This is a genomic window from Microvirga massiliensis, assembly GCF_001006805.1.
GTDB classification, from domain to species: domain Bacteria; phylum Pseudomonadota; class Alphaproteobacteria; order Rhizobiales; family Beijerinckiaceae; genus Microvirga; species Microvirga massiliensis.
The window spans coordinates 12437-26985 of the sequence record NZ_LN811366.1 but is presented as its reverse complement, the minus strand read 5'-3'; the positions used below and the strand labels follow the sequence as shown (position 1 = coordinate 26985).

Here is a 14549-nt window from a genome sequence, read left to right as displayed (position 1 = left end):
CGATGGACGCCAGGGCGAAATCGACGCGCAGAACGCCGGATGATGGCATTCGAAGACGCAATCCTGATAGGACGAAACAGTCCATTCTCACGGCCGCCACAGCGGAGTTCTGCCGCCACGGATTCGATGGCGCCCGGGTTAATACGATCTCCTCCCGGAGCAACACCAACATTCGCCTCCTATATCAGTATTTCGGCGACAAGGCCGGCCTCTATCTGGCTGTTCTCGAGCACGTCTATGCGGAAATCAGGGCCGCGGAGCAACGCCTGCAGCTCGACGAAGTCGACCCCGTAGAGGGAATGAGGCGTCTGGTAGACTTCACGTTCTCATTTTTCGGAAGCCACCACGAATACGTGTCTCTCATCAACAACGAGAATATGCTGCGTGCTCAGCACATCAAGAAATCGAATAAAATCAAGTCACTGACCCTCCCACTCGTCACAGCGATCAAAAGTCTGCTCGCGAGAGGTGAAAAATCCGGCGTCTTCCGGAAGGGCATCGACCCGGTTCAGCTGTATATTTCGATTGTTGCTCAGAGCTACTTCCATGTGTCCAACAGATTCACTCTGTCGGCCATGTTCGACAAGGATCTTACCGACGAGAGCTGGCTAACTGAACGTCGTAGACACGCTCAAGAGCTGATCCTGACGTGGCTCACGGCCGATCCGGAACATGATCGCTCCCTGATGAGCCCATCCACGTCGGACGCTCAGCACTGGCGCCCCGCTGCGGAGCAGGCCAAACAGAGTGCCTGAGCGGCTTGCTCTCGCGGCGCTCTTCGGGAGGCACCCGCGTGCTCGAAGTATCAGTGCCAAGCTCGATCTGGTATGATGCTTCGCGGTGCTTTGACCTCGCTCACCTCGATAACCATACGGGCCTTCCTCTCCGGGATCTCACTTGTCGGGAACCTTTCGAGACCAGCCGCATCCAATCTGGATGGTAAGTTGTCGAAGCGGAGATCGATGCGATGTCGCTCAATCCGCAGAGCACGGCCCAGATCGCCGGCCATCCTCTGCACCCGATGCTCATTCCGTTCCCGATCGCCTTTCTGGTAGCGACCTTCGTGTGTGACCTGATCTTCTGGAGAACGGGTAACACGGGGTGGAGCACAGCCGCATTCTATCTGCTGGGTGCCGCCCTGGTGATGGCGGCATTGGCGGCGGTCGCCGGTCTTACGGATTTCCTGGGCGATACGCGCATTCGGGACCTTTCCGCAGCCTGGCACCACATGATCGGCAATGTGATCGCGGTGCTGCTCTCGCTGTGGAATTGGTATCGACGCTACGAGGCCGGTGATGCGGCCGTGCTTCCTGTCGGCCTGCTTATTTCGCTCGTCGTCGTTCTGATCCTACTCTATACCGGCTGGCGCGGCTGGGAGATGGTCTACAAGCACCACGTTGCCGTGATCGACAATGGGCCTGACCGGCCCCAGGATGCGCCTGTTCCTGGTATCCCCCCAGTGTAGATGGATTGGCTCCACGCTCCCGAAGTGGGAGATCACACGGCTCTTGGTGGATTGCCTCTGCTCCCTGGGAATGCTCATGTAACGGGAGCAAAGGAGGCCCAGATGGAGCTGAAGCGTATCGTTGCCGACAGCATCCTCGCCGCTGCCGCCGACGCGGTAGTAGCAGCGGATAACGACGGCATCATCCGGATCTGGAATCCCGGCGCCGAACGGATCTTCGGGCATGGCGCCGAGGAAGCGATCGGGCAATCGCTCGACCTGATCATCCCCGAGCGCCAGCGCGCTGTTCACTGGCAAGGCTGGCATCGCGTCATGGAGACGGGCAACAGCCGCTACGGCCAGGGCGACCTGCTCTCCGTTCCCGCTATCCGCAAGGATGGTCAGCGGATTTCAGTGGAGTTCACGATCGTGCCGCTCAAGGATGAGGATGGGCGCATGACGGGGATGGCGGCAATCTTGCGCGACGTGACGAAGCGCTTCGACGAGATGAAAGCGCTCAAGAAGAGGCTCGCCGAGATGGAAGCACTGGCAAGGCGCGCGGCGAACGATTGATCGCGGTGTATCTTGGCCAACCCGTATTTTACGATCGGGCATTCCACGCGCACCCTTCCGGAGTTCGTGGAACTTCTGCGTTCGGCGGAGGTGCGGCTCGTTGCCGACGTTCGCACCGTGCCGCGCTCCAGGACGAATCCCCAATTCAACCGGGACGTCATGCCAACCGAGCTCGCATCCTGCCAGATCGGCTACGAGCACCTGGCCGCGCTCGGTGGCCTGAGGGGCAAGCAGCGCCTCGTCGAACCCTCGCCGAATGGGTTCTGGGAGAATGACAGCTTCCGGAACTATGCGGATTACGCGTTGACCGAAGATTTCCGCACCGGTCTTGCCCACCTGCGCGAGCTCGGCAGCCGGTGCCGCACGGCCATCATGTGTGCCGAGGCGGTCTGGTGGCGCTGCCACCGGCGCATCATCGCCGACTATCTGCTGGCGACCGGTGAGGCGGTGTTTCATATCCTCGGCCCGGAGAAGATCGAGGAAGCCAGGATGACACCAGCTGCCCGCCTGATTCCAGGTCTTGGCCTCATCTATCCAGCAGAAGAGATGCAGGGATGAATTCCAATGAAGAGCATCGGAGGCTCGGATGTGCCCTGATAGCAAGCTTCCAGCATTGGATAGCGACCGGCTCCTTTCCCACCTGACTGGTCCGACGCCCAAGCAGGAGGCGCCCGACATGGCGCCGCAAAACCCTTGAGCTGACGGATCCTCACCATGCCCGAAAGCCCCTCCCCTTCTACTGGACAGTATCCGGCCACGTGGAACGACCGCCGCTTCCTCGATCTCGTCGGGATCGAAATCCCCATCATCCAGGCACCCATGGCAGGCTCGGCTGGTGCCGACCTGGTAGTCGCGGTCTCGGAGGCCGGGGGCCTTGGCTCGCTGCCTTGCGCGATGCTCGATATCGAGCAGACTCGCACCCAGCTGCAGATCATTCGTCAGCGCACGTCGCGCGCAATCAATGTGAACTTCTTCTGTCATGAGCCGCCGCAAAGGGACTTGTCGTGCGAGGCGGCTTGGACCGAGCGGCTGCGGAGTTATTACGTGGAGCTGGGGCTCGACGCGACGGTGCAGCCGGCCGGCGCAGCGCGTGCACCGTTCGAGGAATCCATGTGTGATCTCGTTGCGGAGTTCACGCCGGAGGTGGTCAGCTTCCACTTCGGACTGCCCCACAGACCCCTGCTCGACCGCGTCAAGGGCACCGGCGCCAAGGTGATTTCCACCGCGACATGTGTCCAGGAGGCCCGGTGACTCGCGGACGAGGGATGCGACGCCATCATCGCGCAGGGCTATGAGGCAGGCGACCACCGGGGCATGTTTCTGACCCAGGATATCGCAGGCCAGGTCGGCATGATGGCGCTTGTTCCGCAGGTCGCGGATGCCGTTCGGTTGCCGGTGATCGCAGCAGGTGGAATCGGAGACATCCGCGGTATCGTCGCAGCCTTCGCGTTGGCCGCATCGGCGGTCCAGAGGGGTACTGCTTATCTGTACTGCCCCGAGGCAAAGGTAGGACCTCTCCACCGCAGTGCCTTGAGGGACACACGGGATGAGGCAACCGCACTGACGAACGTGTTCACTGGGCGCCCCGCGCGCTCGATCGTCAATCGCATCGTTCGCGAGGTGGGGCCGATGTCCGATGCGGCCCCCGGTTTCCACTGGCTGCAGGTGCCATTGCGCCGACGCGCAAGAAATCCGAAGAGATCGGGTCGGCCGATTTCATTCCGCTCTGGTCGGGTCAGCTGCGGCCCTGGGACGTGAGATCCCAGCGGGAGAGCTGACCCGCCAACTTGCCGTGGAAGCACTGGAGCGTATGGGCCCTCGAGTCTAAAGATTACAGCGCGCGAATCTCGTGGATGTCTCCGCTGTATCCAATCAGCCGGTATGCTGGTCCGCAGAACTCTCGAACCATGTGGGAGACGCCTGACCTCAAGTACGCGAGCAATCAGATGCGGCGGTGGCCTTGGGGGTTACCAAGCTCCAATGGGATAGCGTGCGTGAGACGATGACCCAAGCGGTCGGAAGCGGCTCCGATGGGAGATTGCGGCGGACTCTACATGCGTCTGCGGGCCCAACTCTGATCTACGGATCGGCGTGAAAATCTCCGAACTGAAGCAACGGCTCGTCCTGGAGAACGAACACGTTCTCTCGCAGACCCGCCCTGATCCCGGCCTGAGTCATCCGACGTTCCCACCCCTGTCGTCGGAGGATTGCGCGGGCCGCATCGAGACTGATCACTTTAGCCTCGAAAACGTTCCGATCCCCTTTGGCAACCGAACTCGGTACACATGAAGCACTTGGATCATAGCAGGCATGTGAAGATTGCGGCCACTGCATGATCGCTCTCCATAAGCGGGCTCCGAAGCAAAATCGTTCGGAGCTGTTTCGCCCTCACCTCTTCCACGTTCCCGCCCAACGTCGCCTTCTTTTCTGTCGGGGGCAAGGAAATTTGGTTGCTGCATTGCTGCAAGAACATTGCAGTGTCGGATAAGGGCCGATCGCCAATCCAGGATCGCTGGAACGACCCAATCTCAAATACCCTTCAGGTACTCGACAAGATCCTTTTTGTCTGCCTCGCTGAGATTCAGCTTGAGGTGCCCATCGTAGTGATTCACCACATCGAGCAAGGTGGCAAAGCGGCCGTCGTGAAAGAAACCGCCCTTCTGATGCGTCCACAGCCCTGCCAGCGGAGCCGTGCGGTACATGTGGGTTGGGGACTGGTCAGCCTGAAACGAGTCGATACCAATCTCATGGGGCGCGTGGAGGTTGTAACCCGGCTCGGTGAAAAGCGGCGGGACGTGGCAGGTGGCGCACTTTCCCGGGCCGTTGAAAACCATTTTTCCCCGCTCGAATGCAGCTTTGTCATAAGATCCTGCCGGTGCCTTCGGCGCCGGGATCGAGAGCTGGTAGAGGTGCAGCGCGGCCAGCTTGCCCGTCACCTTGTCCGGCATGTCCCGCGTATTGCCTGCGCCGCTCCTGGCGGAAACGGGATATTGGCTTTGGTTGTCGAATCGGGGGTCGAAGAAAGTTCCCAATCCATGCATCTGGGTCACCCCGACATAGGCGTTCCAGTAGGTAACCGATCCGAAACCCGTCCAGGTGGCAAGATTCACGCCAGCCAAGCCAAACGCGGGTGGGAGTAGCGTTCCCGCCTGCTTGCCGTCGGGGCGAATGGCCTTGCCATCCTTGTTCAGTTCTGCGTCGTAGCGGCCGGGGCCCCAACTCGCGAGAACCTTCTTCAAGGTCTCGAGATCGACGCCAAGGAGGTTCGTGAACGGTTTGAGATTCGGCGCCAGAGACACGATCGCTCCGACGTTGAGATCGCGGTTGGCCCAGCCGTCGAGCCGTTTGCCGATGCCGGGGGCGAACGAGTCGTCGACGGTCGAGTGACAAAGAGCGCATTGAATGCCCATCGACCTGACGCGGCCGTCGGGGTTGGCGAAGGCGGTCACACCGACCACAGCATTCAACTTGAGGAGAGCAATTGTCGTTGCCGGATCGTCGAGGTCGACCTTGCCTGCCTTGATGCGTTGCTTCAATGCATCCGGCAGCGCGTCGGCATCGACCTTGAGCCCAACCGACAGCGCAGTTTTAGGCGAAACGCCGGGGCCGACACCGCCATTCTGCTCGCCGATGATCGCTTTGTGCAGCTGGAGCGTATCACCCCAGAACGCCTCGCTCCCGAACGTCTCATAGCGGAATGTCTTTCTGCCGTCGTCGAGCATCGCCCGCGCGTAGCGCACGATCTCCACATCGAAGCCTTCCTGAGAGGGGACGACAGTGCTCCTCTTGGAGAGAGGAGCAGCAGAGGCGGTCGCTACTACAAATAGACCAACGCCGGCAAAGGCCGTGATCAGCACAGTTCTTCGCCTCATGGAGTTCTCCTCTCCAATAGACACCTCTACTTGCAAGAACCGCGGTTCGGACCGTCAGATCTCCAGGCTTGGGTGAGCCTCGCGGATCGCAGCTCCTCATCGTGCCATTGGATGCGTCGCCGTCGAAGAGGTTCCGGATACTCGCGGAGGTCTCTGCTTTCGCACTTCTCAGGGCAGTCTGGAGACATCCTGGTGAGTCATGGATGAGACTCGGTGATCACTGTATCGCGCAGCTCTCTGTATCAAAATCATCCGTCCGGAACGAGCAGCCGGGTGACGTCAGTCGCCCCGACCTCGGTCGACCGCTAGATTCCGCATGAGACCGGCGATGGCGATAGCAAGATCAACGGACTGTGCAGACCGGCCAGGTGAGCAGGTTGCGCATCATTGCCACGGGATCGGGGAAGCGCAGCCACTACGCCACTTCCCGGGTCGCGGATCCTCAGCCAAGCACTTCAGCGTCGATCTGTCGGACCTCTCTATGCATCTCCTTGGTACCACTCGCGGGGACAATGCTGTCTAGTGAGGTATCTCCGGAATCGGCTGGCTTGCTTGCGATTTCACGACTGGATTGGCGGCGACAGGAGAGTTCGAGCCAGCGTCCTGCCTGGGACTTTCGCTCTCCATTGGCCGTTAGGGCAATCGGTGCCGGGTATGTCGAACAAACAGTTTTCCTTTAGCCGAGTTGAGTCGGTCAGTGCGACGAGCGGCGTTTGTTCATTTCTTCCGCGAGAATTTTGACCAGGGTCTCGATACGGTAGGGTTTCGCCAGCACGCGAGTGCCACTTAGCCGCGCAGCGTCCTCGCTATAGCCCGTTGTGAGGACAATGCCGAGACCCGGTCGCAGCAGGCGGGCCTCCTTTGCCAGTTCGACGCCGGTCATGCCCGGCATCACGACATCGCTGAAGAGCAGTTCGGCCTCAACTCCCTTTTGGAGAGCTTCGAGAGCCTCTTCTGCCGAGGCGGTTCGCGTGACCTCACATCCGAGGTCTTCCAGCGCTGCCCCCACCATGGCTCTGACGATGGGATCGTCTTCAACGAACAGTACCTTCAAGCCGTCTAGGGTACCATTGCTGCTCCTAACTTTCCTCTCCGCAACAGCAGCCTGCATTGAACGCGGGAGCAGCAGGTAAACCCTGGTCCCCTCTCCTGGAGCGCTTTCTACCTGCACAGTACCGCCCGCCTGACGCGCAAAGCCATAGACCTGGCTCAAGCCCAGCCCTGTGCCTTTACCTGCCTCCTTGGTCGTAAAGAACGGGTCGAAGACATGCTCCAGAACCTCGGGCGGCATTCCCGATCCCGTGTCACTGATCGTCAGGCGGACGAAGTCGCCAACGAGACCGTCTGCCTGTTCCCCAGGACCGAATGTGCAGTTCATGCCTGTGACACGCAGCGTTCCTCCGGACGGCATCGCATCCCGAGCATTCACCGCGAGATTGAGGATGGCCATCTCGAACTGCGTTGGATCCACCAAGGCAGGCCAGAGCCCATGCTCCAGCTCCAGATTGATTTTGATGTTCTCGCGAAGCGCACGAGTCAGGAGCTCCGACATCCCGAGAACCTGATCGGGAATATCGACTGGCTCGGGCCTGAGTGCTTCCCGGCGGGCGAAGCCCATCAGTTGCTGGGTGAGTCTCGCGCCGCGACCGACAGCCTGCTGACCTGCCTCCAGGATAGCCTTCAGCCTGGGCTCTGAGGCTCCTTTGTCGATCAGGTGCAGGCAGCCGGACAGGGCCTGAAGAAGGTTGTTGAAGTCATGCGCCACCCCGCCCGTAAGTTGGCCGATAGCCTCCACCTTCTGGAGTTGCGCAAGTCCCTTCTCGGCCCTTCTGCGCTCCGTGGCATCGACCAGGGCGCCCAGTGTCTGGACGAAGCGGCCCTCGCGGTTCCGCTCGACGGTCGCCGACCAGAGAATTGGAACGCGCTCTCCCGATCTACGGAGCACCTCGAGCGGCAAATCCCTGACTTTGCCGCTCTCGAGGAGGCGGGCCCGGTGCTGGTCGAAGGTGAACTGCTGGTCCTGTGGAAGGAACTCCTGGAAGAGGCGACCAATAACTGCTTGCCGATCGTAGCCCAACAGTTCCAGCCACGTGTCGCTGACGGTGAGGAGAGCGCCATTGGCGTCGAGAGACTGCTGGGGGATAGGGGCTCTGTTGTAGAGAGCGCGATAGAGGTGTTCGGCACGTTCACGTTCGATTGCCTCGCCCCGCCATCGCTCGACCGCTGCTTGCTCCCGATGGGCTTGGCGCAGCGCGATCCAGGTGATTGTCGCCAATCCCATGGACGCCAGCGCAGCGAAGAACCCATGAACCATGACCCCTTTGAGCCACTCCTGCTGGACAGCAGCGAGACACACGCCGTAACTCACATACAGAGGATAGGGGCCGACCTTCTCGTAGGCATGGAGGCGCCGGACTTGATCCAGCTCGGAAGCTGTCTCGTAGAGTCCCGAATCGCCGGCAGCAATGCCGCGCATCAACCCACTAAGGGGGCTTAGTATCTCCCCGCTCGTTACGGCTGGCGCCTCTCGAACCAGGACAGTGCCATCGGCCCGCACAAGGGTCACTGAATCGGCTCCTGCACTGACCGTGCGATAGAACCGATTGAAGTAGTCCGTGGTAACGGCAACTGCGATCACGCCGTCGAAATCTCCGGTCGGACTCGATCTCCGACGACTCACGTTGATGATCGGCTCACCACTCACGCGCCCAATAATGGGTTTGCCGATATATATGCCTACGTCGCTGTCGGACTTCGGAACGAGGAAGTAGTCCCGGTCCGCGACATTCATCGGTTGCGGGAGGGGAGAGCTTCGCGTGCCGCTGGAGAGTTGCCCGTCGGGCCTGACCAGGAGCAGCGAACTGACGTAGTCGAGCCCCGTCGCAATCCCCCTCAGGAAAAGGCGCACGTCTTCGGATCTTTCGATCTCCTCCCAGGTCATGCCTCGGATGCGCTCATCGACCCGGTCCAGAACGAGTTCGTGAGTTTGAAACACCTTCAGGGCGTGCTCGCGGAGGATAGCCGCCGTGTTGTAGGCGCGCCTCTCGACGGCTGCATTCAGCCGTTGCCAGTCATGAAAGGCTGCCGCGGCCAAGAGCACGGCCGGCAGAAACAGAGAGGCAAAGATCAGTGCCCGGAGTGCGCGAATCAATGCCGGCTGTGCGGGTGCGCGGACATTCGAATTCGCCGTGTCGGTCGTTGTGTCGGTCAAGATTATTCTGGCTGTCGCCCCCATCGGTGTCTGTTTCTTCGCAGCTCGGACCTATAGGCCGGCGCTGAAATTCGGGAACCGAAGCAACAATTCGTGCTGGAGAACGAGGTGCCCTCTCGACACGCGTTCTCGCGCATCCTCCATGATCTTGGCCGTCGCTTTCCATATTCCGGGGCCTGCGGCCGGAAGGCCGTGCGCGCCGCCTCGACGCTGATCACCTTGGTATCGCGGAGCTTCCGATCCGCTGCGAAGATCGAACCTGGATCCACCGACAGGCTCGGGTTCAAACCGATGGGTGAGGACCTCAGCCTGTGCATACGATTCCCCATCGACCGACTCCGGAGCAGGATCGCTCAGGCTAGCTTCGCCATCGGCTCTTTGACATTGCCGCTCAACGTCGACTGCTTTTTTACTGCGGGCAAGAAAATTTGTTTGCACCTTCCCTGCAATATTTTTGTTGCTTGGGAAGATCAGGTCGCTCCGCGCCGGCCCTTAGGATTGCCAGATCCTTGACCGAGAGGGCATGGGGTTCCGAGATGGCCGCCCGTCAGCTGCTATGCGGCCAGGGAGCAAGCATAAGACAGTAAGCCCATTCGAGGTTGGATACCTGACTATCGCCCCAAGATCAGGTCCCTCAGGACGACGGCATCGTTATGAGCCTCATCGTGTGCCGAATACACCAGCGTGATCGGGCCTTGCCGTGCAAGGACACGCAATTGACCAAGCAACTCGGCTTTAGACCGGACCTCGTCCGCATATAGCCGGCGGAATTCCTCCCAACGCGATGGCTCATGCCCGAACCACTTTCGAAGCTCCGTCGAAGGGGCTATGTCCTTCATCCAAAGATCGAGGGCGGCAGCTTTCTTCGACATGCCGCGTGGCCACAGCCGGTCGATCAGGATGCGAGTCCCGTCCTCACGTGCAGGCTGTTCGTAAGCCCGCTTGAGTTTGACGTTGCCGGCCACAATTCGCGTGCTCATCGGCTTGCTCCAGTCATCAGCTCCTGGGCTCTATATTGGCCGGAACCTTTCCTCGCCTGTCCCATCCAATCATATAGCGCCGCACAACCCGCAGGGGAGCTGTAATGCAGAGCACACGCGAGCAACTTCGCTGCATTGAGAACGCTGTCGCGCCGCGCCCCAGCCGCGACGAGGCCGAGGAGGCAGTCCGCACCCTGATCCGTTGGGCCGGCGAGTCCCCTGGGCGCGAGGGGCTCGTGGACACCCCTGCCCGGGTCATCCGCGCCTACGAAGAATGGTTCGAGGGCTACGAGCAGGATCCTGCCGAGATGCTCGAACGCACCTTCGAGGAGGTCGGCGGCTATGACGGCATGGTGGTCCTGCGCGATATCCCCTTCGAGTCTTGCTGCGAGCACCACATGGCGGCGATCCGCGGCATCGTACATGTCGGCTATCTGCCGCGCAGACGGGTCGTCGGCATCTCGAAACTCGCCCGCGTCGTGGATGCCTTTGCCCATCGGCTCCAGGTGCAGGAGCGACTCACCGCGCAGATCGCGGATACCATAGAGGAGATCCTGGCGCCCCGCGGCGTCGGCGTCGTCGTGAAGGCGACGCACGCCTGTTTGGCGAACCGTGGCGTGCGTAAGCACGGGGTCTCGATGGTGACGAACCGGATGCTCGGCGCCTTCCGGGACGATCCCGCTACCCGACAGGAATTCCTGACCGCGATCGCTTGACCTCGACGCGATCCCGGTTCCTCATAACCGAGGAGACCGAACATGCAGACCGTTACGGCAAAGCGCCGGGATATCTCTCAGTGCACGGACCTGGAGGTCGTGGAACTTGTCCGCGGCGGCGATGGAGCCGCATTCCGTGCGATCATGCAGCGCTATAACCAGCGTCTGTATCGAGTGGCTCGGGGAATCGTACGGGACGAGACCGAAGCCGAGGACGTGCTGCAGGAAGCATACCTTCACGCCTTCGCGGCGCTGAAAGGTTTCCGTGGCGACAGTAGTTTGGGTACATGGCTGACCAGGATCGTTCTGAATGACGCTTTCGGCCGGATACGGCGTCGGAGGCCTACTGAGGGACTCGACGTGCTCGACCGGGCCATTCAGGAGGGAGATACCCGTGTGATCATGTTCCCCGGCGCCCATGCCAATCCCAGTCCCGAAGCCGCCGCTGCGCGCGAGGAGGTGCGACGTCTTCTCGAACACGCCATCGATGACCTGCCCGAACCCTTCCGTCTCGTTTTCATAATGCGCGATGTCGAAGAGCTGAGCATCGAGGAGACCGCAGCCAATCTCGAACTTCGGCCCGAGACCGTGAAGACGAGACTGCATCGGGCGCGCAGGCTGCTGCGGAAGAACCTTGACGAAAAGCTCGCGACGGTCCTGCGGGACACCTTCCCGTTTCAGGGAGTTCGATGCGCACGGATCACTGATGCCGTCCTATCGCGGCTTGGCCTGAATGACAGTCCGGAAGACGACCTTAGCGCCTGAGGAGGCGTCGGCGAGGTCAGTCGGCTTGTATTCGGCGCTGTCCGGTCACAACCCACGATGGGAGGGGTTCAAGGGTAGTATTGCTCCGATCGAGGAGCTTGGTGCCTCAGGCGTCTTGCCCCGGGGCCTGTCCTGCGACTCAGCGTCTGCGGCGAGTTCCCGAAGGCCCTCGACTGCGAGACCAAGAACATCGCTGTCGATACTCTCCGCGTAGACCGCATAGACGGGATGCGTGAAGACCGGCGCTCTGGAGATTACCTTCAATCGCCCGCTCGCAAGGAAGGGCTGGACCGCCCGTCGCCGAAAATAGCCCGCTCCGCCGACCTGGACGATGTAGTCCAGCGCAAGCGGACCAAGCCCGACGAACAATCCCGGATCGGAAAACTGGGGAAAACTCATCCCGTGGTGGGCCGCAAAGTCCTCGCCCCAGTCGACGTAAACATAATCAGGATCGGACACGTCGGAAACCGTGACGTCGGTCGTCACGTGCACGAGTTCCTCCTCCATGATCATCTCGACCCTCAGCCCGGGCATGTGCCGTGGGGCGTAGACGACCGCCAGGTCGAGCACACCGTCACCTACCTGGCGCAGCAGCCCGTCAGGGAGGCCGACCTGGGTTCGAAGGGCCACGTCGCTTGCGTTGTTTCTCATCCACACCATCCAGGCGAGGAGCAATGGATTCCACAGGCTCAACTCGCCTCCGATCGCGAGTACTGCTCGCCGGCCTGCCGGAATGGCGACCTCGTGGCGTGCCCGCTCCCAAACTTGAACCAGGGTCGGTGCGAAACGCAGGAACTGCTCCCCCGCGGCCGTGAGCGTCGCCCCCGCTTTGTTGCGGACGAAGACCGGCCGCCGCAATTGGTCCTCCAGTGAGCGGACACGTGCGCTGACCGTCGTCTGGGTCACATTCAATCGTTCTGCGGCGCGGACGAAACTTCCGGCCTCGACGATGGCCAGAAAGGTTCGGGCGAGTTCGATATCCATCGTTGGCCCTCGCCTCGATCTTCAACGAGGCAGACAGTCGGCCGGAGGTGCGAGATCGCTCCGGATCCCATGGTTTGAGATGGAGGTACCGCGGTGCCAATCCATGAGGCAAGGCATCACGCTGGTGCCGATGCCGCGCAGGGCGCCACGGCTTGCGGTGTTGCTCTTGCGCTCGATCAGCATGACGCCCTCACTTCTTCAGGGTTTCGGAGCCGTTGATCCGGCCATAGAGGACACGTGATCGCCCTCGCAATTTCGGGCCCTCATCTCCTCCGGATCCGGCGCGCAAGCCTCCACCTCCGAGTCTGCTTCGCCCTCATCGTCCGCTTGAAGTGGACAAGTGCGGTGCTGAAAGATGGTCGGACGGGCGCCTCGTGATCCCTGCATGGGGGACAAACCGATCCCGATCTCGTCCAGAATGCCGCGCGAGTCGCACCGGCGCCCCCTCCTAGATCGCATCCTCAGCCTCCGGTCGTGCCAAAAGCCAGCGTTTGCGTCATGAGAAAGCAAACGCAGCAATGTTGAAAATGAATTCTATTGCAGCTTGCCAGCATGTTTCTTGCTGCATTCGCGTCGCGGGTGGCTGCGCATTTCGACCGGATCGCCGCGCCGGTCAGACCTGGAGCTTGGTTTTAGGCCCACGGGGGAGCCGCTCACCGCCCGGGTTTGACTTCTGAAATAAACAGTAGTCACATGTAATTATGCTGAGCTTTACGACCTCCATCCCCGGTTTGCTTCGCGCAGGTAACGTGATCGCGGGCACGTAGCCCCGGGCTCGGTCAGGCGCAGCCGCATTCGAGGTCGGGGCCACAAATAAGAAGAACCGGAAGATCGTCATTCTGGGCACTCGACCGCCGAGGCGGTCGATCGGCTGCGGCGCTTCCCCCGAGATCTCGCAGGACCCAGGCCTGCTCAATGTGCCACCATGGATATCGAACTCGCCCGAACCTTTCTGACCATCGTCGAGACCGGCAGCTTCGTCCGCGCAGCCGAGCGCCTGAATGTAACGCAGACCACCGTCAGTGCACGGGTGCGCTCCCTCGAGGACCAGCTGAGGCGGCCCGTCTTCCTGCGCAACAAGTCCGGCTCGAGCCTCACCCCTGCCGGCGAGCAGTTCCTGCGCTTTGCGCGGACCCTCGTTCAGGTCTGGGAGCGCGCACGCCACCAGGTTTCGATCCCGCCCGGACACCGCGCCATGCTCGCGGCTGGTGGCGAGCTCAGCCTCTGGAGCCCTCTCCTCCTCGAGTGGATGATCTGGATGAGGAACAGTGCAGCCGACGTAGCACTCCGAGCCCAGATAGGAACGCCGGAGGGCCTGCTACGCCAGGTTGCCGATGGAGCGCTCGACCTTGCAGTCGTCTACGCGCCCCGGCACTGGCCGGGGCTGAAAGTCGAAATGCTGATGGAGGAGAGGCTCGTCCTGGTCACGACGGATCCTGCTTCCACCGGCGTAGCAGATCCCGACTATGTTTACGTCGATTGGGGACATGACTTCGCGGCCCAGCACGGGATGAATTTTCCGCAATTCTCGAGCCCTGGCCTCTTCGTTGGCCTTGGCCCGCTCGGGCTGGACTATATTCTGCAGGTCGGCGGCTCCGGCTATTTCCGGCAGCGCGCCGTCCGATGCCATCTCGCCAGCGGGCGCCTGCAAGTCGTGCCGCACGCGCCGGAGTTCACCCACCCTGTCTACGTGGTCTATTCGGAAGAGGCTGAAAGCGGCGCCTTGACCACTGCACTGAAGGGCCTGCGAGAGGTCGTCGAAGCGGAAGGGCCGCTGGATGCAGACATGTCCACCGCGCCGAAGCTCCCGGTCATAGCCGCCTCGTCAGGCCGCGACGATTTCGCTCCCGCCATTGAGAGCCCGGCCGAGACCGAGTGCACGGCACCGACCCTGCTGAGGAAAGCAGCCGCACCGTAACAGCGGCTACTCGTGTGTCTCGACGATCCTTGGGAGGGTTTCGAACTGGTGGAAGGGGGGTGGCGAGGACAGGGTCCACTCCAGCG

The 14549-nt window shown here is 61.4% G+C and carries 12 protein-coding genes and 1 pseudogene; 9 read left to right on the top strand and 4 right to left on the bottom strand.

What is annotated here, in order from left to right:
* Positions 1-2 precede the first annotated feature (2 nt).
* The 5 genes and pseudogenes from BN1233_RS35920 (at position 3) to BN1233_RS35900 (ending at position 3845) form a co-directional block, all read left to right on the top strand.
* On the top strand, positions 3-755 hold the full coding sequence (locus BN1233_RS35920; protein ID WP_052764085.1) for a TetR/AcrR family transcriptional regulator: 753 nt from the start codon (positions 3-5) through the stop codon (positions 753-755).
* 212 nt (positions 756-967) lie between these two features.
* Positions 968-1465, top strand: a complete 498-nt coding sequence (locus BN1233_RS35915; RefSeq protein WP_046868468.1) for a DUF2231 domain-containing protein — start codon at positions 968-970, stop codon at positions 1463-1465.
* A 102-nt stretch (positions 1466-1567) separates the two neighbouring features.
* A complete protein-coding gene (locus BN1233_RS35910; RefSeq protein WP_046868467.1) occupies positions 1568-2017 on the top strand; it encodes a PAS domain-containing protein in 450 nt (149 codons plus the stop codon).
* 12 nt (positions 2018-2029) lie between these two features.
* Complete coding sequence (locus tag BN1233_RS35905; RefSeq protein WP_046868466.1) at positions 2030-2575, top strand: DUF488 domain-containing protein; 546 nt, start codon at positions 2030-2032, stop codon at positions 2573-2575.
* A gap of 156 nt (positions 2576-2731) precedes the next feature.
* A pseudogene (locus BN1233_RS35900) lies at positions 2732-3845 on the top strand (NAD(P)H-dependent flavin oxidoreductase).
* 700 nt (positions 3846-4545) lie between these two features.
* On the opposite strand, the gene BN1233_RS35895 reads toward BN1233_RS35900, so the two are convergent.
* The gene (locus tag BN1233_RS35895) at positions 4546-5874 is read right to left on the bottom strand and encodes a hypothetical protein (RefSeq protein ID WP_197094514.1); all 1329 of its coding nucleotides are present in this window, start codon (positions 5872-5874) and stop codon (positions 4546-4548) included.
* A gap of 709 nt (positions 5875-6583) precedes the next feature.
* A complete protein-coding gene (locus BN1233_RS43790) occupies positions 6584-9100 on the bottom strand; it encodes a hybrid sensor histidine kinase/response regulator (protein WP_052764084.1) in 2517 nt (838 codons plus the stop codon).
* 93 nt (positions 9101-9193) lie between these two features.
* Between BN1233_RS43790 and BN1233_RS35885 the strand changes: the two genes are divergently transcribed.
* A complete protein-coding gene (locus BN1233_RS35885; protein ID WP_046868464.1) occupies positions 9194-9613 on the top strand; it encodes a hypothetical protein in 420 nt (139 codons plus the stop codon).
* A 98-nt stretch (positions 9614-9711) separates the two neighbouring features.
* Here the strand turns inward: BN1233_RS35885 and BN1233_RS35880 are convergent, their stop codons facing one another.
* Positions 9712-10080, bottom strand: coding sequence for a DUF488 domain-containing protein (locus BN1233_RS35880; protein WP_046868463.1), 369 nt, complete (start codon positions 10078-10080; stop codon positions 9712-9714).
* A 104-nt stretch (positions 10081-10184) separates the two neighbouring features.
* On the opposite strand from BN1233_RS35880, the gene folE reads away from it, so the two are divergent.
* A complete protein-coding gene (gene folE, locus BN1233_RS35875) occupies positions 10185-10796 on the top strand; it encodes a GTP cyclohydrolase I FolE (RefSeq protein WP_046868462.1) in 612 nt (203 codons plus the stop codon).
* Positions 10797-10838: 42 nt separating this feature from the next.
* The gene (locus BN1233_RS35870; protein ID WP_046868461.1) at positions 10839-11561 is read left to right on the top strand and encodes an RNA polymerase sigma factor; all 723 of its coding nucleotides are present in this window, start codon (positions 10839-10841) and stop codon (positions 11559-11561) included.
* A gap of 45 nt (positions 11562-11606) precedes the next feature.
* Here BN1233_RS35870 and BN1233_RS35865 read toward each other — a convergent pair whose 3' ends face one another.
* The gene (locus BN1233_RS35865; RefSeq protein WP_046868460.1) at positions 11607-12545 is read right to left on the bottom strand and encodes a LysR family transcriptional regulator; all 939 of its coding nucleotides are present in this window, start codon (positions 12543-12545) and stop codon (positions 11607-11609) included.
* Between the two features lie 925 nt (positions 12546-13470).
* Between BN1233_RS35865 and BN1233_RS35860 the strand changes: the two genes are divergently transcribed.
* Positions 13471-14463, top strand: a complete 993-nt coding sequence (locus tag BN1233_RS35860; protein WP_082145856.1) for a LysR family transcriptional regulator — start codon at positions 13471-13473, stop codon at positions 14461-14463.
* The last annotated feature ends 86 nt before the right edge of the window (positions 14464-14549 follow it).

What these genes read in the sequence shown, in the direction of transcription:
- folE (WP_046868462.1), top strand. Translation starts at nt 10,185, where the DNA reads ATGCAGAGCACACGCGAGCAACTTCGCTGCATTGAGAACGCTGTCGCG.
- BN1233_RS35865 (WP_046868460.1), bottom strand. Translation starts at nt 12,545, where the DNA reads ATGGATATCGAACTCGCCCGAACCTTTCTGGCCATCGTCGAGGCCGGA.
- BN1233_RS35920 (WP_052764085.1), top strand. Translation starts at nt 3, where the DNA reads ATGGACGCCAGGGCGAAATCGACGCGCAGAACGCCGGATGATGGCATT.
- BN1233_RS35870 (WP_046868461.1), top strand. Translation starts at nt 10,839, where the DNA reads ATGCAGACCGTTACGGCAAAGCGCCGGGATATCTCTCAGTGCACGGAC.
- BN1233_RS35860 (WP_082145856.1), top strand. Translation starts at nt 13,471, where the DNA reads ATGGATATCGAACTCGCCCGAACCTTTCTGACCATCGTCGAGACCGGC.
- BN1233_RS35915 (WP_046868468.1), top strand. Translation starts at nt 968, where the DNA reads ATGTCGCTCAATCCGCAGAGCACGGCCCAGATCGCCGGCCATCCTCTG.
- BN1233_RS35910 (WP_046868467.1), top strand. Translation starts at nt 1,568, where the DNA reads ATGGAGCTGAAGCGTATCGTTGCCGACAGCATCCTCGCCGCTGCCGCC.
- BN1233_RS35880 (WP_046868463.1), bottom strand. Translation starts at nt 10,080, where the DNA reads ATGAGCACGCGAATTGTGGCCGGCAACGTCAAACTCAAGCGGGCTTAC.